Source organism: Neorhizobium sp. PAMB6630 (assembly GCF_058242775.1).
The window spans coordinates 1,103,117-1,128,600 of the sequence record NZ_JBZAYV010000002.1 but is presented as its reverse complement, the minus strand read 5'-3'; the positions used below and the strand labels follow the sequence as shown (position 1 = coordinate 1,128,600).

Sequence of the window (25,484 nt, the reverse complement as noted above, 5' to 3'; positions counted from 1 at the left end):
TCAATCGCCTGTCATGTTTGCTTTGGGTTGTGGGCCTCAATCTGCGCGGGGGATAGAGCAGGCAGCATCATCAGGCGCCATTGCACCTGGCCTGCAAGGGCGTTAAATCTGCGGCCATGGCCTTCAGGTTCGTTCACACCGCCGATCTGCATCTCGACAGTCCGCTTCGGTCGCTGTCGCTCAGAAATCCCGATCTTGCCGCCCTTGTGGGGGATGCGACGCGCCAGGCGCTGGTGCGCATCGTCGATCTTTGCCTGGATGAACAGGTCGATGCGCTGATCATCGCCGGCGATCTCTACGATGGCGACCAGACATCGATGAAGACGGCGCGTTTCCTGGCCACCCAGATGCAGCGGTTGCACGAGGCCGGCATTTCCGTCTTCAAGATCCGCGGCAACCATGATGCGCTGTCGAAAATCACCCAGGAACTGGTGCTGCCGCCCTCGGTCAAGGTGTTTTCCGGCCGGGCGGAGGCGGTGGAACTTGCGCGCGGCGGATTGAATGTTGCCATCCATGGCCTCAGCTTTGCCAAGCCGCAGGCGCCGGAAAGCCTGCTGCCGAAATACAAGGCGCCGGTGGCCGGTGCCGTCAACATCGGCATCATGCATTCAAGCCTTGCCGGCGCGCCCGGTCATGATCTTTACGCCCCCTGCTCGGTGGCCGACCTGCATGGTTCGGGCTTTGATTATTGGGCGCTGGGCCACATTCACCAGCGCACGCACCATGCGGGAACCAGAACCGTGATCATGCCCGGCATGCCACAGGGCCGCGACATCAACGAGGCCGGCGAAAAGACCGTGTCGCTGGTGACTGTTGCCGATGATGGAACGGTGAGCGTCGAGGAACGGCTGACGAGCCTTGCGCAGTTTGCCCGGGTGACTGTGGATGTGTCGGACGCTCAGGACTGGCGTGGGCTTGTGGATCTCATCGGCCGTGCGGTCGAAGACGAGCGCCAGCGCACCCGCTCCGACCATCTGGTGGCGCGGTTGCGGCTTGTGGGCACAACGCCGCTTTCCTTTGCCATCCGGCGCGATGTCGACCTGCTGCTGAGCGAAGCCGAACAGCGGGCAGAGCGCACGGGCCGCGCCTGGATCGAAAAGCTGGAGCTGGACGTCAGGGCGCCGTCTCTTCGCCCGCAGCAGGCAACCAGCGATCCTGTCCATGAACTGGGCGCGTTGATGCGCGACGACGTGATGCCGGCGCATGGTTACCGCGAGCATGTGCGCGAGATGGTGCAAAACCTGCTGGACGATCTGCCGCCGGAAAGCCGGCGTTTTGCCGGAAACGATCCGGCAGCCTTCGAAAGTTTCGTGGAAGACCTGATCCGCGAGGGAAGCGAGGACCTGATCGCACGCCTTGCGGCAGCAACGGGCGAGGAACGCTGATGCGGCTTCGTCGTCTCGATCTCACCCGCTACGGCAAGTTTACCGATCACACGATCGATTTTGGCCCCGCCACCGCCGGCAGCCCGGACCTGCATATCGTCTACGGCCTCAACGAGGCCGGCAAATCGACGGCGTTTTCCGGTTATCTCGATCTGCTCTTCGGCATTCCCGAGCGCAGCGGCTATAATTTCCTGCATGCCTATAATGCCATGCAGGTGGGCGGCGTGCTGGAATTCGACGGGCGGGACCATGATCTCGTGCGCCTCAAACAGCGCACCAACGCGCTGGTCGACGGGCGCGGCCAGCCGGTCAACGAGGTCCTGCTGTCATCAGCACTCGGCGGGCTGACGCGCGAGGCCTATCGCACCATGTTTTCGCTGGACGAACGCTCGCTGCGCGACGGCGGTGCGGCCATCGTCGAAAGCCGCGGCGATCTCGGCGAAATGCTGTTTTCGGCCAGTTCCGGCCTGGCCGATGTCAGCCGCGTGCTGACGGCGGCAACCGACGAGGCGCATCAGTTTCATCGAAAGCGCGCCCGCAACACGCAGCTTTCGGAGATGAAGCAGCAACTGGCAGCGCTAAAGGGCGAGCGCGACCAGATCGATACCTATGCCTCCACTTACGCTGGCCTTGTGGCGACGAAGACGCAGGCCGAAAAGGCCTATGAGGAGACACTGGGCGAGCTTTCGTCTGCCCGCGCCGAACAGGCTCGTCTGGCCTCTCTGATGCGGGCCATGCCGCTGGCGCGGGATCTGGCGCGGCTGACGGCAGAGCTTGAGGCCTATGGGGATCTTCCCCGCCCGCCGCGCGAATGGGCGTCGCTGATGACCGACCTGATGCGCGATGAAACCCGGCTGCAGACCCTAAAAGCCGGGCTTGAGACCCAGATCGATCGTCTGGAGGCGGAGGTTTCGGCGATCCGTGTCGATGAGGATGTGCTGTCAGTTGCCTCGGCGATCTCGGCGCTCGGTGCCGGCCGCGCCCGTTATGTGACGGCGGAAGACGATCTGCCGAAGCGGCGCCTTGCCTTTGCCGAGCAGGAAGCGAGCTTGAACGCCATCCTGAAGGCGCTTGGGCTTGAGGATCATGATGATCCCTCAGCACTTGTTCTGCCGGCAGCGCTTGTCGCAAAACTGCGCGACCTGATCGAAAACAGATCCGGCATTGCGGCACGGATGGAGACGGCCGAGCGCGAACTGGAACGGGCACAGCAGGGGCTGGAAGAGCTGGAGGCGCAGCGTGCCGGCTCTGATCTGCCTTCGGTGGAAGCCGGGCCGCTCAGCCGGTTGGAAACCATCGTTTCCCGGCTCCAGAAGGGCGAAAAGCAGACGCTTCTGGCCATCGAGACCCGCACCGTCGAGCAGATGGAGGCCGATCTTGTGCGCCTGATGGGCAGGCTTCAGCCGCCCATCGACAGCATCGAGGCCTTGCGGGACACAGCCCTGCCCGGCCATCGACAGCTGGATCTCTGGCGCGGACAGGGCGACGAGATCAACCGGCGTATCCAGCGCCATGAGGAACGCCGCGCCGAACTGGAGGCACGGCTTGGGGAGCTTGAGGCCCGGTTGAAATCCCTGGCCGCCGGCGAGGTGTTTGACGACGAGACGGCAGCGGAAACCCGAAAGAGCCGTGAGGCCGCCTGGCAGGCGCATCTGCGGGCGCTGGATCTTGCTTCGGCACAGGAATTCGAAGAGCGTCTCAAACAGGATGACCGGCTGGGCGAAGCCCGGCTTTCCCATGCCAGCGAGCTTGCGCAACTGCGCCAGTTGCGACAGGAGCAGCATGTCGTAACTGTGCAGCTAACCCGTGAAACCGCAAGTGCGCGTGGCGCAACCGAAGAGCTTGCGGCTTTGGTGCGGACCGTGGACGAGGCGGCACCAGAGGTGACGGCGACCGTTCGACAGCCGGATATCTATCGCCTGCTGTCATCACTGGAGGCCTTTGCCGATCGCCTTGCCGAGTGCCTGTCCTCCGCCGACGCGCTCGACAAGGCAAAGGCGCGCCGGTTTGCGGTTGAGGCGCATCTGGAAGACGAGGTGGCCGAGCTGAGGCTGGCGCTTGCTGATCTCGGTTGGTCGGTGGACACAACACTTTCTCTGCGCCAGAGCGTCAACCAGGCAGCGGACCGTCTGGCGGACATCAAGGACAATGCCCTGCGTGAGGCAAATCTTGTCGCGCGCCGTCTGGAGTTGAAGCGGGAAGTCTCCGAGCGCCAGCGTGCGCGTGAGGATGCAAGTCGCAGCGATGCGGCGTGGCGGGAGAACTGGAACGAAGCACTTTCCGCCACCTGGTTTGCTGGCGAGACGGATGCCGCCGCCGTGCGTGCCATTCTGGATGCGCTATCCGACCTGCCGGCCGCCCTTCGCGAACGCGACCAGCTGGCCCACCGGATCGACCTGATGGAGCGCGACAGCCGGGTTTTTGCAAGCGAGGTTGCAAAGCTTGCGGTGCAGACGGATCTGGAGACATCCGACCTTCCGGTTCTGGCGCAGGCGGATCAACTGGTGCGCCGTACGGCAGAGGCCGAACGCCTGATGCTGCAAAAATCGGCCAAGGAGCGTGATCTCGTTTCGGCCCGCGAAGAGCTGGAAAATCTCGAACGCCAGATCGAAGATTATCATACGCGAAAGGTCACCCTGACGGGCTTTTTTGCCGTGGAAACGCTGGCCGAGGTCAGTCAGCGGCTGGAGCAAGCGGCAGAGCGCGACCGGTTGGAGCGGCGCGTGGGGGAACTGCGCGAACAGTTGCTCTACGAAATGAAGGTTGCAACGCCTGCTGAGGCCGAAGACCTGTTGCGGCAGACCGATGCGGAGGAAACGGCGCGCGCCGCCGAAGAACTCTTAGGCCGTATCGACAATCTGGCCGAACGCAGCCGTATCGTTTTTGCCGAGCTGACCCGCGCGAAAGACCGTGTTGACGCCGTGGGCGGCGATGATGCCGTGGCCAAAATCGAGGCGCAGCGCACCACCCTTCTGTTGCAGATCGAGGAACTGGCGGTCGGTTACCTGAAACTTCGGGCGGGAACGCTGGCGGCGGAAAGCGCGCTGTCGCTCTACCGTGAAAAACATCGAAGCTCGATGATGAAGCGGGCGTCGGAAGCCTTTTGCCAGATCACTCGCGGCGACTATTCCGGCCTTGCCGCGCTGCCGGACAAGGATCGCGAAATCCTCATCGGTGTTGCGCGCGACGGCGCCTCAAAACTGTCGGACGCGATGTCGACAGGCACCCGCTACCAGCTTTATCTGGCGCTGCGTCTGGCAGGCTACGAAGAATTTGCCGCCGTGCGGCCCTCAGTTCCGTTCGTCGCCGACGACATCATGGAAACCTTTGACGAATTCCGCGCCGAGGAAGTTTTCCGTCTGTTCGGGCAGATGGCAGGTCTCGGACAGGTGATTTACCTCACCCACCACCGGCATCTCTGCGAGATTGCGCAAGCCGTGGTGCCTGATGTGAAAATCCACGCCCTGTAGGGACGCCGAAAGGGGCTTCAGAAGTCCCCGGGGTTGATCAGCGTGAGGCCGGCGGTTAGAAAATCGCCGGTGTTGCGCGTGGCAAGCCGGCCGCCGTGAATTTTCGCGGCAGCGGCGATCATGCCGTCGAGTGCCGTCGCTTTCTTCAACGCTTACAATATCCATTCGTATCGACAAAGATCAAAGGTCCGGCCGCGCCTGCGGCGTGCGCCCGGCGTGGATGACGTCGTCGAGATCGATGTCGCTGCTATCAGTCTCATTCAGGCGCGCGTAAAAATGTGCGGCCGGTTCGCGGCCGGCCTCGCGCACTTCATAAGCTTCCAGCGCCCGCTCGACGATATCGGCAATCGAGCGGTTTTCGCGCCGCGCAAGCCGGTGCGCAAGGTCACGCGCCTTGGCGCTGCGCACGGAAAGCCGGGGTTCGGCCATGGGATCATCTCCTTCTGGCCGAGAGTGTAGGGGTTTCCAAATCTGCCATCAAGATGACAGATGCCGGCAAGATGGCAGCTTAGGCCACCGCTTCCTTTGCATGTGTGACGGCGCTTGTGGCCGTGACCCGTTCCGCATAGGCCATCATCAGCGGGCCGACGCCTTTGATATCGTCATCGCGCTGGATTTCGGAGACGTAATAGGCCGGTGTGCCATCTCTGTAGTGCCCGTCGAACCCGCCGAGGCCGGCAACGCAGCAGATATTCTGCAGGACGGTGCGGCCTCTCGCATTGGGCAGAAGAGCATTCCGGAAAAGGCTGTCCATCGCGGTAATGCCGGTCTCGGCGGAAGCGCCGGTTATGCCGATACGCGCAGCCTTTAGATAAACATAGGCAAACATGGCGGTGGCGGAGCTTTCCGCATAATTGCCGGGAAGATCAGGCTGGTCGACCACCTGCAGCCAGCGGCCATCCATCGTGCGCAGTGCTTCGAGCCTCACAAGGAGGGCCGAAAGCCGGGCGGCAAGGTCATCTCTTTGCGGTCCCGATTGAAGCATCTCCAGCATGTCGACCATCGCCATCGCCATCCAGCCGATGGAACGCCCCCAATGGGCAGGCGAAAGGCCGGTTGCCTCGTCGGCCCAGGATTGCAGGCGGCTTTCGTCATAACCGTGCCGGTAAAGCCCGCTTCCCGCATCGAAGGTCAGATCGAGCGCGGTCAGAAGCTCGTTAAAACCCTCGTCTGCCAGTGCCGGTTGCCCGGCAAGGCCGGCATAGTCCAGCTTGAACGGCAGCGCCATGTAGAGCCCGTCCAGCCAGACCTGATGGGGATAACGCAGCTTGTGCCAGTGGGGGCCGGCTGCAATGCGCGGATGGGTCTCGAACTGACGTGCCAGGAGATCTGCGGCCTTGAGATACCGTTCCTTGCCGGTGCGGTGTGCCAGATAGACCAGTGCGCGGCCGGGCAGGATGTTGTCGATATTGTATTCGCCCACCGTATAGCCGGAAAGTTCACCGGTGTCGCTGACCTGCGCATCGATGAGCCGTTTCAGGTGATCGAACCAGCGCTTTTCGCCGGTTGCCTCAAACAGCGCGATCAGCCCGCGATAGAGGCAGCCGTCCTCGTAACACCAGGCGCCGCCTTTATAGGCGGTGTAATCTGCGGCATAGGCATCGAAATAGTCGGTGATATCTGCGGTCATACGGCAATACTCTGGTCGGATGAATGAAGAACGATGTTGGCGCGCTGGGCAAATTCGGCATGTTCGGCAATGATGCCGCCGTGTCGCATCGGCTGGAAATTCAGCGCCATGTCGGGCACTTCAGGCAGCGCCTCGGGAGCATAGCTGACCCGGTAGGTGTCGATGACGATGCCGGTGATCGGCGCTTCGGGCAGCCCGTAGAAGGCGGCCGCCGCCACGCCGACATTTTTGGCCTCGACATTGCGGATGGTGATGCCGGAAATCTGCGGCGTTGCGTCGTTCACCTCAAGCGGCTGGCGCGACTGGACATAATCCGAGCGGCCATCGGCATCGCAGAAATAGAAGCTGTTAATGACGAGCGGCATGGCAACCCGGTCCATCACGCAATCTTCAAGCGTGATATTGGTCACCGCGCCGCCCCGCCCGCGCCGGGTTTTTACCCGCAATCCGCGGTCGGTCTCGACAAGGATGCAGCGGCGCACGGTGACATCGCGCACGCTGCCGCTCATTTCGCTGCCGATGACAACACCGCCATGGCCGCGCTCCATGCGGCAGTTCTCGATGGTGATGCGCTCGCAACTGCGGTCGAGCCCGCCTTTCGGATCGCGCTTGCCGGCCTTGATGGCGATACAGTCGTCACCCACGGAGAAGTGCAACCCCTTCAGCGTGACATCGCGGCAGCATTCGGGGTTGAAACCGTCGGTATTGGGGGAAAGCGGGTCGTTCTCGATGGTGAGATCCGCGGCAAGCAGGTTTTCGCAAAAGACCGGATGAATCGTCCAGGAGGGCGAATTGCGCACCGTGATGCCGGATAGGGTGATGTCACGTCCGTTCGAGAGAAACAGCGTGCGCGGCCGGCGTGCGCCGTCGCGCGTCTCCTTCGGCCAGGTCCACCAGTCGCCAGCATCGCCGCCGCCATCGATTGTGCCGGCGCCGGTGATCACGAGGTTCTTGCAGTCGATGGCGGTGATGAGGCTGGCAAAACAGGCTTCCGCCACGCCTTCCCAGGTGCCGAGCACGCGCCCGTCGGCGTGTCGCGCCGGCAGCACCGGGTAACGGCTGCGGTCGGGATGGCCAAGCAGGCAGGCGCCGTCTTCCAGAAGAAGCGTCATGTCGCTCTTCAGGAACAGCGGACCGGAGCGATATGTGCCGGCTGGAATTTTGAGCGTTCCGCCGTCAGGCAAGCTGTCGATAGCCGCCTGAATATTCTGCGCATTATCGTCTGCGTCGACGCTTGCGCCTGTATGGGTGATATCGACCAATGCGCTTTCCGGGATGGTTCCAAAGGAAAGATCGGTGTCCTCAACCGCCAGCCTATAGCGCGTTTGGGGCTGGAGGTCGTGCAGCGTAAAGACGACGCTTGCTGTCATGCCCTCTGCGACCAACAAGCCGCCTTCATCGTGAAGCTGCCACTTGCGCGGGTATTCGAGCGCAAAATGGTGGCTGTCGGCGTCAAGGCTGAAGCTTGCGGTCCGCGTCGTGGCGCAGAGCGGCAAAAGGCTGGGCATGATGGTGTCCTCATCGGTTCCGGCTGTCTTGCCGGAGGAAGGCACCGGCCGCCCGAAACCGGGCGGCCGGCAGTCTCGTCAGAACTTCTTCAGGACGTCGTTGACGCCGTCGATGATTTCTTCGGCGGCTTCTGCAGACGTCATCTGCCCGTAGGCATATTGCTCCAGCGTATCGATGAAGACGGCGCGCACTTCCGGATGCTCGTTGAGCGGCGAAACGGTCGGGCCGGTGCCGGCAATGATGATGGCATTGGCCGCTGCCAGTTCCGGTTCGATGACGCCCGCGTCCAGCAGGGTCTTTGCCGCCACCTTGCTGGCCGGCAGACCGCGCGAGGTGCCAAGCGCCTTGATGCCTTCCGGCTCGTTCAGCAGGCAATTGACGATTTCCGCTGCTGCCTTCGGGTTCTTCGAACGCTTGGAGATCGAAAACACCATGGAAGGCTTGCGGTAGACGCCTTCGGTCTTGGCATCGGCATTCTTCAGAAGCGCCACCGGTTCCAGCACCTGGCCCTTCAGCGGGTCGGCATATTTGGAATAGGTCGAATCCCATTCATAAGAGCCGGAGATACGGCCATCGGCCCATTTCGGGCTTTCAAACAGGTTGAGATTGCCCTCGGCGGCATTGTCCTTCTGCGAGATGACGACGCCTTCGCTCACCATCTTTCCATAGAAGTCGATGGCCGATGTCAGTTCTTCTTCGGTCCAGGCCACCTTGCCGGTCTTCGGATCGACAAGATCCTTACCCGTCGCCTGCGTGGCGTTGAGCGAGATCAAGAGCACCGCGGTTTCCTTTACCGCATTCATCGGATAAGCGCCCGGCCCGACCTTTTCCTTCAGCGTCTTTGCCGCCGCAAACAGCTCATCCCAGGTTTTGGGAATGGCAACGCCTGCCTTGTCGAGGGCTGTCTTGTTGAACATGAAGACGCGGCCGGTGGTGGAAACGGGAAGACCGTTCAGCTTGCCGTTCATCGAGCCGGCGGCCAGTTCTTCCTTCGTCCACTGGCTAAGGTCGATCACGTCCTTGAACTGGGACAGATCGGCAAAACCATCGCCCTTGATGGAAAACAGCGGCAGCCACGGCCAGTTGATCTGCATGATGTCGGCTTCGGTGCCACCGGCAATCTGGGTGGTGACCTTTTCCAGATGCCCGTCCCAGCCGGTATATTCCGGCGCAATGGTGTGGCCATGTTTTTCGCCGCAGGCCTTCAGCGCTGCCTGCGTTGCCTTGTGGCGGCTGTCGCCACCCCACCAGGACATACGCAGATCAGCAGAGTGGGCAAGCGGTGCAAGACTGGTTGCGGCAAATGCCGTGGCCAGAAGAAGTTTGGTCAGTTTCATGTCGTTCCTCCCCGAACGGTGGTTACTGGATGGCGGCCAGGGAAATGTTTTCCCCGGATTGGCGGTCGAACAGATGGGCGGCCTCGGGCTGCGGCGAAAGGCGCACGAGATCGCCGTTGATCTTGCTGCGGTCGTAATTGCTGGCGGAGACGACCGCGATGATCTGCTGTCCCTCGACATGGATGTAGAGGTAGACCTCGTGGCCCATGAACTCGACATGCGAGACGCGGCCCGTGAGCGCGTTCTCTGCCTCTGGCCCCACCACGGTAAAATGCTGCGGGCGCACGCCAAGCGTGACACCCTTCGGCGTCTTCGGGCTGAGACGCGCCATGATGTCGGGCGACAGGTCATAGGTCTGGGTGCCGATCGCCAGACGGCTTCCGGACAATTCCGCGTCGATGAGGTTCATCTCCGGGCTGCCGATGAAACCTGCCACGAAAGCATTGGCCGGGCGATTGTAGAGCGTTACCGGATCGGCCACCTGCATGATGCGGCCTTCCTTCATCACGCAGATGCGGTCGCCCATGGTCATGGCTTCCGTCTGGTCATGCGTGACGTAGACGACCGTCGATTGCAGACCATCAGCCTTCAGCTGCTTGTGCAGATCGGTGATGCGCACGCGCATGGAGGCACGCAGCTTGGCATCGAGGTTCGACAACGGCTCGTCGAACAGGAAAACCTGCGGTTTCTTGATGAGAGCGCGCCCAACGGCGACACGCTGCGCCTGGCCGCCGGAAAGCTGTTTCGGCAGCCGTTCCAGATAATCGCCAATTTCCAGGATGTTGGAGACGTCCTGCGTTGCCTGCTCTATTTCTTCCGCCGGCCGGCGCTTGAGCCGAAGCCCGAAGGAGAGGTTCTTGCGCACCTTCATATGCGGATAAAGCGCATAGTTCTGGAATACCATGGCAATGCCGCGCTCGCCGGGCGCCTTGTCGTTGACGAGGTTGTCGCCGATGCGGATTTCACCGCCGGTGATGCGCTCCAGACCGGCGATCATGCGCAGCGTCGTGGATTTGGCGCAGCCGGAGGGGCCGACCAGAACCATGAACTCGCCGTCTGCGACGTCCAGGTTGATCCCGTGCACGGCTTTGAAGCCGCCATAGTCTTTTTCGAGGTTTCTAAGCTGCAGGCGAGCCATTGTCTTATCCTTTCACGCCACCGGCGGAGATGCCTTCGATGAAATATTTCTGCGCCACGAAGAACACGATGAGCGCCGGCATGATGGTCAGTACCGACATGGCGAGGATGCGGTTCCACTCGAAGGCTTCGGTGGTATCGATGGAGAGCTTGAGGGCGAGCGACACCGGGAACTTGTCGACCGAGGAGAGGTAGATCAGGGGACCTAGAAAATCGTTCATCGTCCACATGAACTGGAAGAGGCAGACCGAGATCAGCGCCGGCGTCAGAAGTGGCACGACGATGAACAGCAGCACCTGCCAGGTGTTGGCGCCATCGACGCGGGCGGCCTCTTCCATGTCGCGCGGAATGGCGCGCAGGAACTGCACCAGCATGAAGACGAAGAAGGCATCGCCGGCAAAGGCGGAGGGTACCCAGAGCGGCAGAAAACTGTCGAGCCAGCCGAGATCGCGAAACAGCAGATATTGCGGAATGCGGGTGACGACATTCGGCAGCAAAAGCGTGGCGATCAGCGAGGCAAACAGCACCTTCTTGCCCGGAAAATCAAAGCGGGCAAACCCGTAGGCGACCGCCGTGCAGGAAATGACCGTGCCGATCATCTTTGGAACCACAATGAGGAACGTGTTCCAGAAGAACCGGCCGAACGTATAGGGCGTCGAGGTCTGCCATCCCTGCACATAGCCGGATATGGTGACTTCGTTCGGGATGAAGCCGGCCCCGGCAAAGATTTCAGAATTGGTCTTGAACGAGGCGCCGATCAGCCAGATCAGCGGATAGAGCATGACGAGGCCAACGAGCGTCAGCACACCATAACGCAGGGTGGCGCTGATGAACTGGCGGCGGCGCTGCGCCTTCAGGATGCGATCTGCTTCCTGATCGAGCGCAAGGTTTTCTGAAAGGATATGGTTTGCCATCGGATCAGCTCCTCTTGTCGCCGGCGTAATAGACCCAATGGCGCGAGGACCAGAAGGCGATGAGGGTGAGCACCATGATGATGACGAAGAGCACCCAGGCAATGGCCGAGGCATAACCCATGTCGAACCGCCGGAAGGCTTCCTCATAGATGTAGAGCGGCAGGAGATAGGTGGATTTGAGCGGCCCGCCCTGCGTGATGATGTAGGGGCCGTTGAACTCCTGGAAGGCCTGGACCATCTGCATAATCAGGTTGAAGAAGATGACCGGCGTGATGAGCGGCATGGTGATGTGCCAGAAGGTGGCAAACTTGCCCGCTCCATCGATCGAGGCTGCCTCGTAAAGCGACTTGTCGATGCTCTGCAGCGCGGCAAGGAAGATCACCATGGCCGAGCCGAACTGCCAGAGGCGCAAAAGCGTGATGGTGAAAAGCGCGTTCGTGGGATCGCCGAACCAGTTGACCGGTTCGATGCCGAGCGTTGCCAGCCCCATGTTGACGATGCCGACATCGGCAAACAGGTAACGCCACATCACGGCAATCGCGATGGAGCCGCCGAGGATCGAGGGTACGTAGAAGGCGGTGCGGAAGAAATTGATGAATTTCAGCTTGTAGTTCAGGATGACCGCGATGAAGAGCGCAAAGGCGAGCTTCAGCGGTACGGTGGTGAACACGTAGACGAGCGTCACCCACAGCGACTTGCGGAACGTGCGGTCGCCGGTAAACAGCTTCCAGTAATTGTCGAGACCGGTGAAGACCGGCGACGACATCAGGTTGTAATCGGTAAAGCTCAGGTAGAACGAGGCGGCAAAGGGCAGCGCGGTAAAGACCAGAAGCCCGATGATATAGGGCGACAGGTAAAACAGCCCGAGAAAGCGGTTGTCTCCACTCATGCGGCGGCTCCCGCAGACCGCAACGAGACCTCGTTCGCCGCCATCTCGAGGGGCATGTCATACAGGTTTTGGCGCACCTGCTGCTCATTGACGCAAATGCCATCGATCCGGGGAATGGCGGACACAGCTGTTATCGCGTGGTCCGGCCGGGTGGGTTCCGGGTATTCAAAATTCTGCATCTTGATATCGAGGCAAAGGGAATGGCGGCGCTTCGATGCACCCTCTCCTCCCCAAAATGCCCCGCTCCTCCCATTGAACAGGTGATGGAAACTGGTGTTTTCCATCGATGGGCGCTACTATCTTCTGCAGGCAGGCAGAAGAGAATAGAGGCTTTCGGACAAAAAGATGGAGAAAAGCGAACAAGGGCCATTGGCCGCTATTCCCGTGCAATCGCTGACGCTCAACCTCACGCGCTCCACCATCAAGATGCAGCACTCCCCCAGCTGGCGCATCGACAAGACGAATACGGTGCATGATCTTGTCATATGTCTTACAGGGCGCGGCGAGTATGAGGTGGCGGGCGAACGGGTGGTGATGGAGCCCGGCTCAGCCATGCTGATCGAGGCGAATACACAATTTGTCGGGCGCACCGTCTCGAGCGACCTCTACACCGGCGTTGCCCAGCATTTTACGCTGAATGTCTTCGGCCGTATGGACCTGATTTCGCAGATGGAGATGCGCCGCGCGGTTGCCCTGCCGCGCTGGCAGATGCTGCAGCCGCTTGTGCGCCACTATCGCGAGACGGTGCCGCTGTCCTCGACCACACTTGCCCAGCACCACATGTTCATGGTGTTCCTCACCGAATATATCGAGGCGGCCTTCATCGGCTGGCGCCAGCAGCAGGAGGTCTCGGTCGACAATCCGGATGCGCTGTCGCTGGCGGTGATGGTGGCGGCAAGCCGTATTGCGGCCGATCCGCTGGATGATGGCATCGTCGAGACGGTGCTCGGCTCCATCCCCTATAATCAGGATTATTTCCGCCGCACCTTTCGCCGGCAGGTGGGGCTGACACCCACCAAATACCAGGAGTTCAAGCGCATGGAGCGCGCCATGGGGCTGCTGGCCGGCGGGCGTTCGGTGAAGCAGACGGCGGCGCAGGTCGGCTACAGCGACAGCTATTATTTTTCCCGCATGTTCAAGCATTATATCGGCGTCAGCCCCGCCGGCTATAAGGCGGCCGAAAAGCGCCATCGCGACGGGCAGTTTCCCCGCGGTGAAGAGGACGGGCTGGTGGTATATCCGCTGCTGTCGCGCCGGCTGGAACATGAGCGCCTTCAGGATGATGCGGATTAGAGAAGAACTGTGCGGTTCGCTGGCCATGCTCTGGCACAAGCGCTCAAAGCCATTATGATCCCCTGATGATTCCTGCGCGAAAACCCCCGCTGCCGCTCGATCCGGCTTTTCAGGTTCCGGCCTGGACCACGCGTCGCGTTGCCGTGGACAGCGATGCGGAGGCAGCCTTTGTTGCGGGGGGCGCACTTCTGGCGCTCGACCGGATCATGCGCGCCGATTACCCCTGGGCCGGCGCGTGGCGTCAGCGTCAGGCGCTGAAATGCGCGGTTGTCGCGGTTCGCCTTTCCGGCCGGCGCGAAGAGGACGCACAATTGCGCGATGCCTGGGTGCTGCGTCGCCCCGGCGATGATGCCGGCCCCTCCGGCAACATGTACGGCGCCTGGAAGCGACTTGCTGCACGGCCGCTTTTTCTGGAGGCCGAGACATTGAAGGGCGTCGCTGTGTCCCTCGATCTGCGCTGGACCGACGAGTTGGAAGCTGTGCCGCACGGGTGCGATGCGCTGCAGCGCCAGACGTCATCGCCGCCGCTGGCAATAGCGCAGATCGTGTCGCGCATCATGGCGCTCGGAGCGCCGTACGAGCTTCTGGCCTGGTGGGTGGCCGACCAGATGCTGAAGGAGATGATGGGCTGGCCGGTGGCGCTGCCGCTGATGATGGCGCAGCGGCAATCGGCCTATTTTCGCACTGAGCGCAGCCAGAAGCGGTTGTCGCCTGAAACGGATGGCTTTACCCGCGCCGTCACGCTGTCGCTTGCCGATGCCGCCATCGATGCGGTGCGTTTTGCCGGCGACATCGACCGGCGGGCGCAGCGTCTCCTGGAGGTGGTGCCAAAACTTCGCGCAAAGGGTGCCGGGGATGCGGTCGATCTTCTTTTGAGCGAGGATGCCGTTTCCGGCTCGCTGGTGACCCGCAAGCTGTCGCGGTTTGCCTCGCGCCGGCTGTTCGAGCGGCTTCTGGATTTCGAGGCGATCCGGGAACTGTCCGGTCGTCAGAACTCGCGCGTTTTTGGGCTCTGACCATGGCGCGCAACCCGAAACAGCCCGTGCTTCTCGATACCGAACTTTCAGACCTTGCCCCGCAGGCCCGCTGGCGTGAATGGATGAACCGTGTGGAGGCCGTGGTTTTTGCCTCCAGTGAACCGGTCGGGCGCGATGTGCTGGCCCGGGTGGTTGGGCGTGACTGCAACATTGACCTCATCATCGACGATGTCAGGGCCGAACTGGCAAGCCGGCCCTTCGATCTCGTCTCTGTCGCCGGCGGTTTTCAGTATCGGACGCGGCCGGCTTATGCCCATGTGGTGCGTTCCTCGGGCGCGCCGGTCAAGATCCCTGTGGAGCTTTCGCAGCAGGAGGCGATGGTGTTGATGGTGATCGGCTATTTCCAGCCGGTGACCCGCAGCGAGCTGTCGCGCATCTTTGGCCGCGAGGTGAACCGCGACACGATTGCCACGATCAAGCGCCTCGGTTTCATAACCTCTGGCCCGCGCAGCACGGGCCCCGGCGCGCCCTATACCTATGTGACGACGCCGGCCTTTCTTGCCGCCTTCGGCTTTGCCACGCTTCGCGAATTGCCCGACCTCGACATGCTGGAAGATGCCGGCCTCCTCAGCCGTCACCAGATGCAGAAGGACGAGTTGAGCCCGCTTCTCGAAGGGGCAGGAGAAGACGACGACTGACGGAAAACGCCGGTTGCGATCAGGCCGGGGCGGGTTTATGCCCAGTGGCACCATTGCCGGATGGCTGACAAGCCGGCCGGTTCAACCCCGATCCTCTGCAATGCCAAGGAGTGGCCCGTGACGCGCCCCGCCCTCATCGATATCAACCCCGATTCCGCCACCGAAATCGCCATCCGCCAGCAGTTGACGCTGGTGGCGCTGGGCAAGGAGCCGGCGGATGTGGCGCTGCGCGTCGGGCGCCTGCTCGATGTCGCGACCCGCACCTGGGCGGAGGATCAGGAAATCGTCATCAAGGGCCGGCGCATCGCCTATGTCGGGCCTGCCGGCAACTATCCGGGCGATGTGGTGCGGCACGTTCACGAACCGCATCTTTCCGCTGTGCCGGGGCTTGGCGAGGTTCACAAGCATATCGAAAGCTCGCATCTGACGCCGGAATGGGAGGCAGCTCTTGTCCTGCCGCGCGGCAACACCTGGACCTGCGAGGCAAGCCACGAGTTTTCCAACGTCAATGGAGGCAAGACGCTGGAATTCTGGCTGAAGGCGCGCGAGGCCGGATCGCCGCTCAAAATCTTCCCCCTCCCCGGCTCCGCCGTGCCGCCGACAGGTTACGAACACGGTGGCGGTTATCTCGGTTATGACGAACAGAAGGCCTTCCTGAAGGAGAGCCTGATGGTGGCGGGCCTTGACGAGGTGATGGACTGGCCGGCCGTCTGGAACCCGGAAAACCCCTCGCACACCCGTCTTTGGGGCATGATCCGCGCCACATTCGAGCAGCGCGGCGTCGTTGAAGGCCATGCGGCCGGCATTCGCGATCTGCCTGCGATTAACGCCTTTGCGGCAGCAGGTCTTGCCTCCGATCACGAAGCCTGGACGTTGCAAGAATTCTGGGACAAGCTGACCCATGGCCTGTTCATGGAGCTTCGCCCGCACAGCCTGCCGGAGGTGATCAAGGGCCTTCTGGAGAGAGGGCTTTCCGACTGGTCGCAGATCGCCTTTACCACCGATGACCGCAGCGCCTCCGATACGCTGAAGATGGGCGCCACCGACTATAACGTCCGGCTTGCCATCCAATCCGGCCTTGCGCCGGAAATCGCCATCCAGTGCGTAACGATCAACCCGGCCCGCCACATGCGGTTGACCCCCTGGGTCGGTTCGATTGCGCCGGGCCGTTATGCGGATATCGTGCTGCTCTCTGATGTCGGGACGTTCGAGATTGCAAAGGTCTGGGCCGACGGAAAGCAGGTATCCGAAGGCAAGACCTATCTGCCGGATGTGCCTGAAATCGCTTGGCCGGAATGGGCGACGAAGACGGTCAATATCGGCCGTCCCCTGACCGATGCAGATTTTGCCATCTTTGCCGAACCCGGTCGCCAGACGATGCAGGCTGCCGTGCTTCGTCCCTTCCATTGGGCCGATGATTTCTTGACCTATGAACTGCCGGTCGAGGGAGGGCTGGTGCAGCGCGACGAAAGCCGGAACATCACAAAATTCTCGGTGGTTGACCGCTTCTCCGGCAAGGCGGCCGTCTCAAAAATGTTCTGGATCGGCTGCGGTCCAAAAACGCCGGAGACGGCCCTTGCCTGCTCCATGGCGCATGACAAGCATAACATCTGGTGCGTCGGTTCCTCCGATGCGGCCATGGCCATGGCGGTCAATGCGATCGCCGAGAATGACGGTGGCTGGGCGCTGGTGCGCGAGGGGAAGCTGGTGGCAACCGTGCGTTATGAAGTGGCTGGCCTGATGACATGCCGCGCACCCGAAGTGCTGCATGAGGAGATGCAGGCGCTTTATGCCGAGGGTGACAAGATCGACTGGATGTACGAGCCGACATTCAGCCCTCGCTGGTTTCCGGGCTTTCCCGAGCGGCTGGCCTTTGCCACGCTCACCTGCGCACCGTGGCGCTGGGTGCTTGTCGCGCCAAGCGACTATGCGCCGCAGGGGCTCGTTAATGTCCAGACGGGTGCGGTGCAGAAGATCGTGTTCTGATCGGTCCCGATTGGAAAGGTCCGGCAGGTCTCGTCTGCCGGATGGTTTTCTTGCACGTCAGGCCGAAAGGGCCGCGAGAATGCGGATCCAGGAACGGATGCCGTGGCGGAAGCTCGAGAGATCGTATTTCTCGTTCGGGCTGTGGACCCGGTTGTCGAAGCGGGCAAAGCCGACGAGAAGCGTATCAGCCCCCAGTTTCTCCTTGAAGGCGCTGACGATCGGAATGGAACCGCCGGTGCCGGCAAGTGCCGTCTCGCGGCCCCATTCCGCTGTCAGTGCACCGCTTGTCGCGCGCAAAAATTCGCTGTCGAGCGGCATGGTAATGGCGGGCGCCAGGCCATAGGTCTTGAAGGTGACGCTGCAATCGGCCGGAATTCTTGCCCGCACATGCGCCTGAAATGCGTCGCGGATCTTTTCCGGGTCTTGGCCGGCCACGAGGCGGAAGGAAATCTTGGCAGAGGCCTTGGCGGGAATGACGGTCTTGAACCCCTCCCCGGTATAGCCGCCCATCATGCCGTTGATCTCGCAGCTGGGTCGCGCCCAGACCTGTTCAAGGATAGAGCGGCCCTCCTCCCCTGCCGGGATCGACAGGCCGACATCGTTCAGGAACGCCTGCTCGTCAAACGGCAGCCGCCGCCAGAGCGCCCTCACCTCATCGGAAAGTTCGGTCACGCCCTCATAGAACCCGTTGACGGCGACGCTGCCATCCGGATTGCGAAGGCTTGCCACCACATCGCCCAGCACCTGTAGTGCATTGCGCGCGGCATTGCCGAACATGCCCGAATGCAGGTCGCGGTCGGCGCAGGTGATTTCGATTTCCTGGCTGACAAGGCCGCGCAGCATGGTGGTGATCGCCGGCGTCTCGCGGTCCCACATGTCGGTATCGCAGACGTAGACGACATCGCTTTTCAACTCATCTGCCGCCTCTTCCATGAAGGGCGCAAGGCTTGGGCTGCCCGCCTCCTCTTCCCCTTCGAAGAGAATGCTGATGCCGACCGGAAGTCCGCCGGTGACCACCTTGAAGGCGCGGCAGGCCTCGACAAAGGTCATCATCTGCCCCTTGTCGTCGGAGGCGCCGCGCGCAACGATGGCGGTGTCACCATTGGCGAGCGGCTTCATCACGGGCTCGAAGGGATCGGTTTCCCACAGCGCCAGCGGATCGACCGGCTGCACATCGTAATGCCCGTAAAAGAGGATGTTGGCCCCCTCGTTTTGTCTGGCATGGCCGACGACCATCGGATGGCCGATCGTGTCGCGCACCGAGGCGTCAAAGCCGATATTGGCCAGATCCTGCGCCAGCCATTCGGCCGCGCGCCGGCAATCGGCCGCATAGGCCGGATCGGTGGAGACGCTGGGGATGCGGATCAGTGCAAAAAGGCGGTCGAGCGCCTGCGGCAGCGTGGCATCGGCTTGGGCGAGGACAGCGTCGAGTTCGGCATCGGAAAGCGGCATGGGATTTTCCTCAAGCGTCTGAAGGCAGGATGCAGCATTGTTCGGGCACAGGCGTCAGCACGGCTGCCGTGCCCGGGTCGAGCAATTCGGTGAGCGGCCCATTGCCGAGGTAATCTCCGGCCGGCGTCGTGCACTGGTATTGATAGGCGCGTCCGAGATAGGTGCGGATGCCGAGCGTGACGGGGATGCCCTCCCCTTCCCGGCTGACGGCAAGCCCATCGGGACGCGCGGCCAGCACGAAGCGATCGGGGATGGCTCCAAACAGCGACTGCGACAGGTGAAGCGTAGCACCCGCCTGCGTCACCGCCGTCACGCTCTCGCCGTCGCGTGCCGTGACCGTCATTTCAATGAGGTTCTCAAAGCCGACAAAGCGCGCCACAAAACTGTTGGCCGGGCGCTGGTAGAGCACTTCTGGCCGATCAAGCTGCATGATCCTGCCGGCATTCATGATGGCGACGCGATCGGAAATGGAAAATGCTTCTTCCTGGTCATGCGTTACATACAGCGAGGTCGTGCCGTTGGCGCGTTGCAGCCGCCGGATTTCGACGCGCATATCGACGCGCAGCTTTGCATCGAGGTTGGACAATGGCTCATCGAACATCAACAGCGGCGGTTCGATGACGAGTGCGCGCGCCAGCGCCACACGCTGTTTCTGCCCGCCGGAAAGGGCCGCCGGCATGCGATCGGCAAAGGATGAAAGACCGACCCGCTCCAGCATGGCATTGGCCTTGGCGGTGCGCTCGGTGCCGCCCAGACCGCGCTGCTTGAGCCCGAAGGCAACATTGTCGCGCACCGACAGATGCGGAAACAGCGCATAGTTCTGGAACACGAGCCCGATATCGCGCTTGTGGGCGGCAAGGCGGGTGAGGTCGCGCTCGCCAAGCTGGATCGTGCCGCTTGTCGGCTCGAGAAAACCCGCAACCAGGCGCAGCGTCGTTGTCTTGCCGCAGCCGGAGGAGCCGAGCAGTGAGACGAGTTCGCCGGCCTTGATGGCGAGCGAAAGGTCTTCCAGCACCTGCGTGGAGCCGTAATGGGCGGTGATATGGTCGAGTGTCAGCGAAACGGTCACGGCAAATTCACTTTGTCAGGAAGGTGAGGCCAAGGGTGGCTTCGACGATGGCCATCACGCCAACCGTCAAGAGCATCAGCAGCACGGAAACGGAGGCAATCGTCGGGTCGAAAAACTGTTCCATATGGGCAAGGATCTGGATCGGCAGCGTGGAAATGCCGGGGCCGGTCAGAAACAGCGAAATGGACACGTCATTGATCGAGGTGATGAAGGCGAGAATGAAGGCGGCGATGACACCGGCGCTGATATTGGGCAGCACCACCGTCAAAAATGCCTTGAGCGGCGGGCAACCGAGGCTGATGGCGGCCTCCTCGATGGAAAAGTCGAAAGAGGCAAGGCTTGCTCCCACCACCCGCACGGCATAGGGCAGCACCAAAAGCGCATGGCCGAGCAGCAGCGTGGTAAACACCGGCAGGTTGAGGCCGATCGTCACCGATTTCATCAGCGAGAAGCCAAGCACGATTTCCGGCACCAGGATGGGCAGCACAAAGACGTTCGACAGCCAGGATGGCAGCCGGATGCGAAAACGATTGAGCGCATAGGCGGCGGGAATGCCGATGAGAAGCGCCAGAAACGTGCCGAAAAAGGCAATCTGCAGGCTGGTGATGGCGGTGGTGCGAAAGGCGCTGATCTCGAAGATATTGCTGAACCAGCGCATGGTGAAACCGTGCGGCGGAAAGGTGAGATAATTGGTATCGCTGACGGCCGCACCAAGAATGATGAAGAGGGGGGCGATCAGGATGATGAAGATGATCGAGGCGGTGACGATGAGTGCCGGATGAAGTGTGTTGCGCATGGGATCAGCCCGCCATCGGGTTCAGGCGGCGTGCAAGCCGCGTCATCAAGACAACGATGAGAATGGTCACGACCACCATGATCGCGGCAACGGTTGAGGCGCCGGTCCAGTCGAAGGTCACCATCGCCCGCTGGTAGAGAAGCGTTCCCATCATCATCTGCCGCTCGCCGCCAAGCAGCTGCGGCGTGGCGTAGGAGGTGAAGCTGCCGGTAAACACGAGCACCGCGCCGACGATGAGGCCCGGCATGGCAAGCGGCAGGATGACCTGGCGAAACACGGCAAACGGGGTGGCTCCCAGCGAGGTCGCCGCTTCCACCACATCCTTGGGGATGCCTTCCAGCACGCCGGCAAGCGTCAGGATCATCAGCGGCACGAAAAGATAGACCATGGCCGCAATAACGGCGCCTTCGGTATAAAGCATCGAGATCGGCTCGGAAATAAACCCGACAGAGAGAAGCGCCGTGTTGAGGATGCCGTTCTTACCGAGCAGGATCAGCCAGGCAAAGGAGCGCACCACGACACCGGTCAGCAGCGGAAAGACGGCGGCGATGATCATGATGCTTTTTAGCCGCGCCGGCATCTGCGCCACCACATAGGCGGCGATAAACCCGAGCACGACGGATATGATCGTGGTGATCAGCGAAATCTCGATGGTGCGGTAAAGCACGGTGCGCCGAAAGCCGCTGTTGAAAAAGGCGGCATAAGGGGCAGCCCAGCCCTTCGCATCGGTAAAGGTCGCAATCAGCGTCGAGCCGACGGGGAGAATGAGGAAAACCAGCACGAGCAGGCTTGCCGGTCCGGCCAATATCCAAGGGCTTAAACGTTTTATCATGTCTTGCTCAAGCGGCGTGTCCAGGGTCGGTTGACGGGCGGACGGAGCCTTGATTTCGATGTCGTGAATGGGTGTCGGAAGCTCTCGAAGCCTCGCAAGGTCAGGATGGCGCAAGCGCGCCTGTCATTCAAGTGTGCCGGCCCGGATTGCGGCCGGGCCGGCACAGTCATGCACGGATTATGCTGCTTACTTGCTGAAAATCTCGTTCCAGCCATCGATCCAGTCGGTCTTGGCCTCGTTCAGCTTGACGTAATCGAGACGGTTGAGTTTGGCGATCATGTCGGCGCCATAGGTCCAGATCTTGGCCTGCTCCGGCGTCAGCGACACCTTGGTGGAGACCGGTGCATCGACCCCCTGCTCGGCTTCGATCTGCTGCACATCCTTCGACAGGATGAAATTGATGAACTGGTGTGCCAGTTCCACATTCTCAGAACCTGAGGGGATGTTGACGGTGTTGAGCGTTGCGATATCGCCGTCAGACAGGCTGGCCCAGGTCATCGTCGGCACGGCAGCCTTCATCGAAACCAGGGTAAAGTCCTGCGCGATGGCAACCTTGGCTTCGCCGGTGGAGATGAGGTTCACCAGTTCCGAACCGGTATTGTAGTTCTTGGCAACGTTCGGCTTCAGGGCTTCGATCGCGGCAAACGCCTTGTCCGTGTCGGAAAAAGCATCCACGCCGGCATGTTTTGCCGCCTGCAGCACGACCATCGGGCCGGCGGTGGTGGTGATGCCCGGAAGGGTAACCGCACTCTTCAGGTCTTCGCGCCACAGATCGTTCCACGACGAAATCGCCGGATTGACCTTGGCTGCGTCATAGACGATGCCGACGCGCCCGATCGTATAGGCCGGGCCGTATCCGCCCTGCGGATCCTTTGCAAGGTCGTAGAGATCGGCAAGGTTCGTCAGCTTGGCGGCATCGACCTTCTGGAACAGGCCCTCGGCAATGCCGATCTGGGAATAGCTGTCGGTGAGGTAGATGACGTCGACGCCCTTGCCGCCGCGCAGCTTCAGCTTGTTCAGGCGGTCGGCATTGTTGCCGGTTTCAAAGACGATGTCGCAACCGCAGATCTTCTTGAACGGCTCGACAATGTTGGCGTTCAGCTTGTCGCCGTTATAGCCCCACCAGGAGATGGTCAGTGTTTTTGCTTCAGCCATCGTCGAGATCGAGGCGGCAAGTACGGCGCCGATCGCCAGAGCTGAGGCGCGCAGCCGAGTTGCTTTCGTCATGGGGTTTGTCCTTCTTCGGGAAATGTGCCGGGGGTCTCGCGGGGGATCTGCTCCCTTCGACCCCCTGATACTAACGGTGGTATCAGCAATTTCAAGCACAACAATCGAGCATGCACATTATTGATGCAGATTTCTCCCGTGCCATCCGCCAATTGCGCCAACGGATTCGACTGCCGAGGAGCGTGACTTCCGAAGATCCTTTTAAAAACCGCCATTCTGGGAAGATAGTCTCTCCCCTCATGAAGCCTCCCGTCGTGCTCGCGATGTCAGTTTTCGAACACGTGTCCATCAAAAAGCTTGCGGGCGGTGCGCAGAAACGAACATTCGCCGAGCCCGCCCGGCGCATTCGGGTCGAGGCGCAGCAGGATTTCCATCTGGCCGGTCGGATGTTCGACGGCCACGGTCTTGTCGTCACCCGCCGGAAGGACGGCCATGGCAAAGGCCGGGCTTTCGCGAAACATGCAGGCCGTGGCAACACTCAAGGCACCGAACACGCCGATGGACGCATGGACGCGGTGGGGAATGAAGCTGCGTGTCATGATGGCGCCACCGCTGAGCGGCGGTGCGACCAGCGTCATCTTCGGAACCGATTTCTTCGTGACGTCGCCGAGGTTCATCAGCGGGCCTGCCGCAAGCCGGATGCGCTCGATCCGCGCCTTGACCTTTTCGTTCCCCTCCAGTTCCTCGCGGCTTTCATAACCGGACAGGCCGAAATCCGCCGCGCGCATGACAACGACAGGCATGCCGTTGTCGATCAGCGTGCAGGTCACGCCATCGATCTCGGTTGCAGCCGAACCGGTCGGCAGCAGTGCTCCGCAGCTTGAGCCGGCGGCATCGGTGAATGTGAGATAGACGGGGGCCGCCGGCCACGGCACACCGTCTATGGAGGCGTCGCCGGTATAGATAGGCCGGCCGTTTTCGGTGCGGATCCGGGCCACGGCGGATTGTCCGGTATTTTCCATGTAGATGCGGACGGCAGTCTCGCCGTCGCTGGCCTTGACGAGCCCACGTTCGACGGCAAACGCACCGATGCCGGCAAGAATATTGCCGCAATTCTGGCTATCGCTGACAAGCGCTTGGTCGACGAACACCTGGAGGAACAGGTAATCGACGTCAAAGCCCGGCCGGGTCGATGCACGCACGACAGCGACCTTGCTGGTCAGCGGATCCGCACCGCCGATGCCATCGATCTGGCGCGGATCGGGCGAGCCCATAATGCGCAGCAAAAGATGGTCGCGCTCATGGCTCTCCGAGGGCAGATCGTCGGCGAGGAAATAGGCCCCCTTCGAGGTGCCGCCCCTCATCATCATGCACGCGATCCCGTTCTGCATCATGGTCATCACTCCTGTTGATTTCGGTTGAGGTCAGGGCAGTGGAAGTTCGAGCAGCCTGCCGAACAGCCCGTAGGCGATGACCCAGAATCCGACACCGGTGGCGATAGCGCGGATAAACGGTCTTTCCCCCGGAAAAAGCAGCGTCGCCACGCCTGTGCCGATGCCAAGGGAAAGTGCAAGGCCAATCCATTTTGCGCTGAGCGCAACGGCGATGAAAAGGCCAAGCAGCCCAGCCACACGCGCGACGTCTATCCTGTCGCTCGAGCCGCCGAAGTCTTTTCCACGCAAGACCTGCACCAGATAGACCGCCGAGACGATCAGTCCGAAGGCGCTGACTTCGATGGGCAGCGATCCCGGCCCGACATCGCCGCGCGAATGGCCGGCCGGCAAGCCAAGGCTCATGGAAAGAAAGGCGGCATTCCAGAGCATGGAAATGCCAGCGGCAATAAGGTTTTGCCAGAAGTGTTTGCGGGTTGCCACGCCCCCTGATGGGGGGACGTGGTTGGAACCTTGAGCGAACGAAGCCTTCGTCGTCATTGCGCGTATCCGTTCGCTTTCAGGAAGTCGAGCTGGCTTGCGAGATCGCTTTCCGCGCGCCGGGTGAACTCTTCTTCTTTCCAGTCAGGGCTGTCCTGGAGTTGCTCGGACTGAAACTTCTTCCAGTCTGGCGAAGCAGTGACCTTGTCTATGGCCGTCTGAATGGAATTGACGACATCGTCGGGCGTCCCGGCTTTCACGGCGATGCCGCGCCAGACGGCCCCCTCGATATCATAGCCCTGTTCCTTGAATGTCGGCACGTCGGGCAGAAACTCGCTGCGCTTGTCGGTGGAGACACCCAGCAATCTGATGTCGCCGTTCTTCACCTGGGCAAGGCCCGTCGACGGTGTCATCATTGCCGCATCGATGTGTTTGCCGAGCAGAGCAAGCGTCACCTTGCCGGAGGCATCATGCGGGATCCACCCGCTCTCGAAGCCGCCCGACTTCATCAACTGGTAGAGCATGTATTGGTGGAAGCCGCCCGGTGCATGACCGCCGACCTTCTGTCCGCTCGGGTTTTCCTTCATGTATTTGACAAAATCGTCCACCGTCTTGAACCGGCTGTCGGACAGGACGGCCAGCGAGGAAGGCTCCGACTGCATGGCCCGCAGCATGCGGAAATCCTTCAACTTGAAGGGAATGAGGCCCTGCGCGATACCGAATGTCAGCGTTCCGGTAAAAACCAGAATGTTGTAGCCGTCCGCCGGCTGGGTCATGATCTGCGATACGCCGACCGCGCCGCTGCCACCGGGGCGGTTATCCACCTTGACCTTCCAGCCGGCGTCCTTTTCCAGAAGCTCGGCAAGCTTGCGACCATAGGTGTCGAGCGCTCCTCCAGCACCCGCCCAGACCACAAGCGTCACACCCTTGTCCGGGAACCCGGCCGCCATCGCCGGTGCCGGCGCAACAACACCCGACAGGGCGAGTGCCAGTCCAAGGGCGGTCCCGGCCAGACGTCTGCCGAACAGTCTTCTGTTGATCTTCATGTGTTTTCTCCTCCTGTTTAAGTTTT

23 protein-coding genes are annotated in these 25,484 nt (G+C 61.5%); 6 read left to right on the top strand and 17 right to left on the bottom strand.

Annotated features, from left to right (window positions below; translation table 11 throughout):
* The first annotated feature begins 116 nt into the window (after positions 1 to 116).
* Together AC4CWF_RS23915 and AC4CWF_RS23910 are read left to right on the top strand one after the other, a co-directional pair.
* The gene (locus tag AC4CWF_RS23915; RefSeq protein WP_491286131.1) at positions 117 to 1,385 is read left to right on the top strand and encodes a metallophosphoesterase family protein; all 1,269 of its coding nucleotides are present in this window, start codon (positions 117 to 119) and stop codon (positions 1,383 to 1,385) included.
* Complete coding sequence (locus AC4CWF_RS23910) at positions 1,385 to 4,855, top strand: ATP-binding protein (RefSeq protein WP_491286129.1); 3,471 nt, start codon at positions 1,385 to 1,387, stop codon at positions 4,853 to 4,855. The genes AC4CWF_RS23915 and AC4CWF_RS23910 overlap by 1 nt, the downstream gene beginning before the upstream one ends.
* A 17-nt stretch (positions 4,856 to 4,872) precedes the next feature.
* On the opposite strand, the gene AC4CWF_RS23905 is transcribed toward AC4CWF_RS23910, so the two are convergent.
* From AC4CWF_RS23905 to AC4CWF_RS23865, 9 genes are all read right to left on the bottom strand, one after another.
* The gene (locus tag AC4CWF_RS23905) at positions 4,873 to 5,004 is read right to left on the bottom strand and encodes a hypothetical protein (protein WP_491286127.1); all 132 of its coding nucleotides are present in this window, start codon (positions 5,002 to 5,004) and stop codon (positions 4,873 to 4,875) included.
* Between the two features lie 31 nt (positions 5,005 to 5,035).
* Positions 5,036 to 5,284 (bottom strand): type II toxin-antitoxin system VapB family antitoxin, encoded by a 249-nt coding sequence (locus AC4CWF_RS23900; protein WP_491286124.1) that lies wholly within the window; start codon positions 5,282 to 5,284, stop codon positions 5,036 to 5,038.
* A 79-nt stretch (positions 5,285 to 5,363) separates the two neighbouring features.
* Entirely contained in the window at positions 5,364 to 6,485 is a 1,122-nt protein-coding gene (locus AC4CWF_RS23895) for a glycoside hydrolase family 88/105 protein (RefSeq protein WP_491286122.1), read from the bottom strand.
* The gene (gene pglA / locus AC4CWF_RS23890; RefSeq protein ID WP_491286120.1) at positions 6,482 to 7,993 is read right to left on the bottom strand and encodes a polygalacturonase PglA; all 1,512 of its coding nucleotides are present in this window, start codon (positions 7,991 to 7,993) and stop codon (positions 6,482 to 6,484) included. Before pglA ends, AC4CWF_RS23895 begins: the two co-directional genes overlap by 4 nt.
* Positions 7,994 to 8,071: 78 nt before the next feature.
* Positions 8,072 to 9,331, bottom strand: coding sequence for an ABC transporter substrate-binding protein (locus tag AC4CWF_RS23885; RefSeq protein WP_491286118.1), 1,260 nt, complete (start codon positions 9,329 to 9,331; stop codon positions 8,072 to 8,074).
* A 22-nt stretch (positions 9,332 to 9,353) separates the two neighbouring features.
* The gene (locus AC4CWF_RS23880) at positions 9,354 to 10,469 is read right to left on the bottom strand and encodes an ABC transporter ATP-binding protein (protein ID WP_491286116.1); all 1,116 of its coding nucleotides are present in this window, start codon (positions 10,467 to 10,469) and stop codon (positions 9,354 to 9,356) included.
* 4 nt (positions 10,470 to 10,473) lie between these two features.
* Complete coding sequence (locus AC4CWF_RS23875; RefSeq protein WP_491286114.1) at positions 10,474 to 11,382, bottom strand: carbohydrate ABC transporter permease; 909 nt, start codon at positions 11,380 to 11,382, stop codon at positions 10,474 to 10,476.
* Between the two features lie 4 nt (positions 11,383 to 11,386).
* Entirely contained in the window at positions 11,387 to 12,271 is an 885-nt protein-coding gene (locus AC4CWF_RS23870) for a carbohydrate ABC transporter permease (RefSeq protein ID WP_491286112.1), read from the bottom strand.
* Complete coding sequence (locus tag AC4CWF_RS23865; RefSeq protein WP_491286110.1) at positions 12,268 to 12,555, bottom strand: hypothetical protein; 288 nt, start codon at positions 12,553 to 12,555, stop codon at positions 12,268 to 12,270. The genes AC4CWF_RS23870 and AC4CWF_RS23865 overlap by 4 nt, the downstream gene beginning before the upstream one ends.
* Positions 12,556 to 12,616: 61 nt before the next feature.
* Here AC4CWF_RS23865 and AC4CWF_RS23860 point away from each other — a divergent pair, with 61 nt between their 5' ends.
* From AC4CWF_RS23860 to AC4CWF_RS23845, 4 genes are all read left to right on the top strand, one after another.
* Positions 12,617 to 13,564 (top strand): helix-turn-helix domain-containing protein, encoded by a 948-nt coding sequence (locus AC4CWF_RS23860; protein WP_491286107.1) that lies wholly within the window; start codon positions 12,617 to 12,619, stop codon positions 13,562 to 13,564.
* Between the two features lie 65 nt (positions 13,565 to 13,629).
* Positions 13,630 to 14,580, top strand: a complete 951-nt coding sequence (locus AC4CWF_RS23855; protein WP_491286105.1) for a DUF1403 family protein — start codon at positions 13,630 to 13,632, stop codon at positions 14,578 to 14,580.
* A 2-nt stretch (positions 14,581 to 14,582) separates the two neighbouring features.
* Positions 14,583 to 15,239 (top strand): SMC-Scp complex subunit ScpB, encoded by a 657-nt coding sequence (scpB, locus tag AC4CWF_RS23850; protein WP_491286103.1) that lies wholly within the window; start codon positions 14,583 to 14,585, stop codon positions 15,237 to 15,239.
* Between the two features lie 117 nt (positions 15,240 to 15,356).
* On the top strand, positions 15,357 to 17,225 hold the full coding sequence (locus AC4CWF_RS23845) for an adenine deaminase (protein WP_491286101.1): 1,869 nt from the start codon (positions 15,357 to 15,359) through the stop codon (positions 17,223 to 17,225).
* 57 nt (positions 17,226 to 17,282) lie between these two features.
* Here the strand turns inward: AC4CWF_RS23845 and AC4CWF_RS23840 are convergent, their stop codons facing one another.
* The 8 genes from AC4CWF_RS23840 to AC4CWF_RS23805 all read right to left on the bottom strand — a co-directional run bounded on the left by AC4CWF_RS23840 (position 17,283) and on the right by AC4CWF_RS23805 (position 25,458).
* Positions 17,283 to 18,677 carry a dipeptidase gene (locus AC4CWF_RS23840; protein ID WP_491286099.1) on the bottom strand — a complete coding sequence of 465 codons (1,395 nt, stop codon included), beginning with the start codon at positions 18,675 to 18,677 and terminating at the stop codon, positions 17,283 to 17,285.
* 10 nt (positions 18,678 to 18,687) lie between these two features.
* Positions 18,688 to 19,746: an ABC transporter ATP-binding protein gene (locus AC4CWF_RS23835; RefSeq protein ID WP_491286097.1), complete on the bottom strand. Its 1,059-nt coding sequence runs from the start codon at positions 19,744 to 19,746 to the stop codon at positions 18,688 to 18,690.
* Positions 19,747 to 19,753: 7 nt separating this feature from the next.
* Positions 19,754 to 20,542, bottom strand: coding sequence for an ABC transporter permease (locus AC4CWF_RS23830; protein WP_491286095.1), 789 nt, complete (start codon positions 20,540 to 20,542; stop codon positions 19,754 to 19,756).
* Between the two features lie 4 nt (positions 20,543 to 20,546).
* Positions 20,547 to 21,371, bottom strand: coding sequence for an ABC transporter permease (locus tag AC4CWF_RS23825; RefSeq protein ID WP_491287786.1), 825 nt, complete (start codon positions 21,369 to 21,371; stop codon positions 20,547 to 20,549).
* A 189-nt stretch (positions 21,372 to 21,560) separates the two neighbouring features.
* The gene (locus AC4CWF_RS23820; protein WP_491286093.1) at positions 21,561 to 22,601 is read right to left on the bottom strand and encodes an ABC transporter substrate-binding protein; all 1,041 of its coding nucleotides are present in this window, start codon (positions 22,599 to 22,601) and stop codon (positions 21,561 to 21,563) included.
* Between the two features lie 266 nt (positions 22,602 to 22,867).
* The gene (locus AC4CWF_RS23815; RefSeq protein WP_491286091.1) at positions 22,868 to 23,935 is read right to left on the bottom strand and encodes a 4-oxalomesaconate tautomerase; all 1,068 of its coding nucleotides are present in this window, start codon (positions 23,933 to 23,935) and stop codon (positions 22,868 to 22,870) included.
* Positions 23,936 to 23,965: 30 nt separating this feature from the next.
* On the bottom strand, positions 23,966 to 24,472 hold the full coding sequence (locus AC4CWF_RS23810) for a tripartite tricarboxylate transporter TctB family protein (RefSeq protein WP_491286089.1): 507 nt from the start codon (positions 24,470 to 24,472) through the stop codon (positions 23,966 to 23,968).
* A complete protein-coding gene (locus tag AC4CWF_RS23805; protein ID WP_491286087.1) occupies positions 24,469 to 25,458 on the bottom strand; it encodes a tripartite tricarboxylate transporter substrate binding protein in 990 nt (329 codons plus the stop codon). The genes AC4CWF_RS23810 and AC4CWF_RS23805 overlap by 4 nt, the downstream gene beginning before the upstream one ends.
* Positions 25,459 to 25,484 lie beyond the last annotated feature (26 nt).

What these genes read in the sequence shown, in the direction of transcription:
- AC4CWF_RS23875 (WP_491286114.1), bottom strand. Translation starts at nt 11,382, where the DNA reads ATGGCAAACCATATCCTTTCAGAAAACCTTGCGCTCGATCAGGAAGCA.
- scpB (WP_491286103.1), top strand. Translation starts at nt 14,583, where the DNA reads ATGGCGCGCAACCCGAAACAGCCCGTGCTTCTCGATACCGAACTTTCA.
- AC4CWF_RS23915 (WP_491286131.1), top strand. Translation starts at nt 117, where the DNA reads ATGGCCTTCAGGTTCGTTCACACCGCCGATCTGCATCTCGACAGTCCG.
- AC4CWF_RS23815 (WP_491286091.1), bottom strand. Translation starts at nt 23,935, where the DNA reads ATGATGCAGAACGGGATCGCGTGCATGATGATGAGGGGCGGCACCTCG.
- AC4CWF_RS23865 (WP_491286110.1), bottom strand. Translation starts at nt 12,555, where the DNA reads ATGGAAAACACCAGTTTCCATCACCTGTTCAATGGGAGGAGCGGGGCA.
- AC4CWF_RS23830 (WP_491286095.1), bottom strand. Translation starts at nt 20,542, where the DNA reads ATGCGCAACACACTTCATCCGGCACTCATCGTCACCGCCTCGATCATC.
- AC4CWF_RS23805 (WP_491286087.1), bottom strand. Translation starts at nt 25,458, where the DNA reads ATGAAGATCAACAGAAGACTGTTCGGCAGACGTCTGGCCGGGACCGCC.
- AC4CWF_RS23860 (WP_491286107.1), top strand. Translation starts at nt 12,617, where the DNA reads ATGGAGAAAAGCGAACAAGGGCCATTGGCCGCTATTCCCGTGCAATCG.
- pglA (WP_491286120.1), bottom strand. Translation starts at nt 7,993, where the DNA reads ATGCCCAGCCTTTTGCCGCTCTGCGCCACGACGCGGACCGCAAGCTTC.
- AC4CWF_RS23870 (WP_491286112.1), bottom strand. Translation starts at nt 12,271, where the DNA reads ATGAGTGGAGACAACCGCTTTCTCGGGCTGTTTTACCTGTCGCCCTAT.
- AC4CWF_RS23855 (WP_491286105.1), top strand. Translation starts at nt 13,630, where the DNA reads ATGATTCCTGCGCGAAAACCCCCGCTGCCGCTCGATCCGGCTTTTCAG.
- AC4CWF_RS23820 (WP_491286093.1), bottom strand. Translation starts at nt 22,601, where the DNA reads ATGACGAAAGCAACTCGGCTGCGCGCCTCAGCTCTGGCGATCGGCGCC.
- AC4CWF_RS23910 (WP_491286129.1), top strand. Translation starts at nt 1,385, where the DNA reads ATGCGGCTTCGTCGTCTCGATCTCACCCGCTACGGCAAGTTTACCGAT.
- AC4CWF_RS23885 (WP_491286118.1), bottom strand. Translation starts at nt 9,331, where the DNA reads ATGAAACTGACCAAACTTCTTCTGGCCACGGCATTTGCCGCAACCAGT.
- AC4CWF_RS23840 (WP_491286099.1), bottom strand. Translation starts at nt 18,677, where the DNA reads ATGCCGCTTTCCGATGCCGAACTCGACGCTGTCCTCGCCCAAGCCGAT.
- AC4CWF_RS23880 (WP_491286116.1), bottom strand. Translation starts at nt 10,469, where the DNA reads ATGGCTCGCCTGCAGCTTAGAAACCTCGAAAAAGACTATGGCGGCTTC.
- AC4CWF_RS23900 (WP_491286124.1), bottom strand. Translation starts at nt 5,284, where the DNA reads ATGGCCGAACCCCGGCTTTCCGTGCGCAGCGCCAAGGCGCGTGACCTT.
- AC4CWF_RS23895 (WP_491286122.1), bottom strand. Translation starts at nt 6,485, where the DNA reads ATGACCGCAGATATCACCGACTATTTCGATGCCTATGCCGCAGATTAC.
- AC4CWF_RS23810 (WP_491286089.1), bottom strand. Translation starts at nt 24,472, where the DNA reads ATGACGACGAAGGCTTCGTTCGCTCAAGGTTCCAACCACGTCCCCCCA.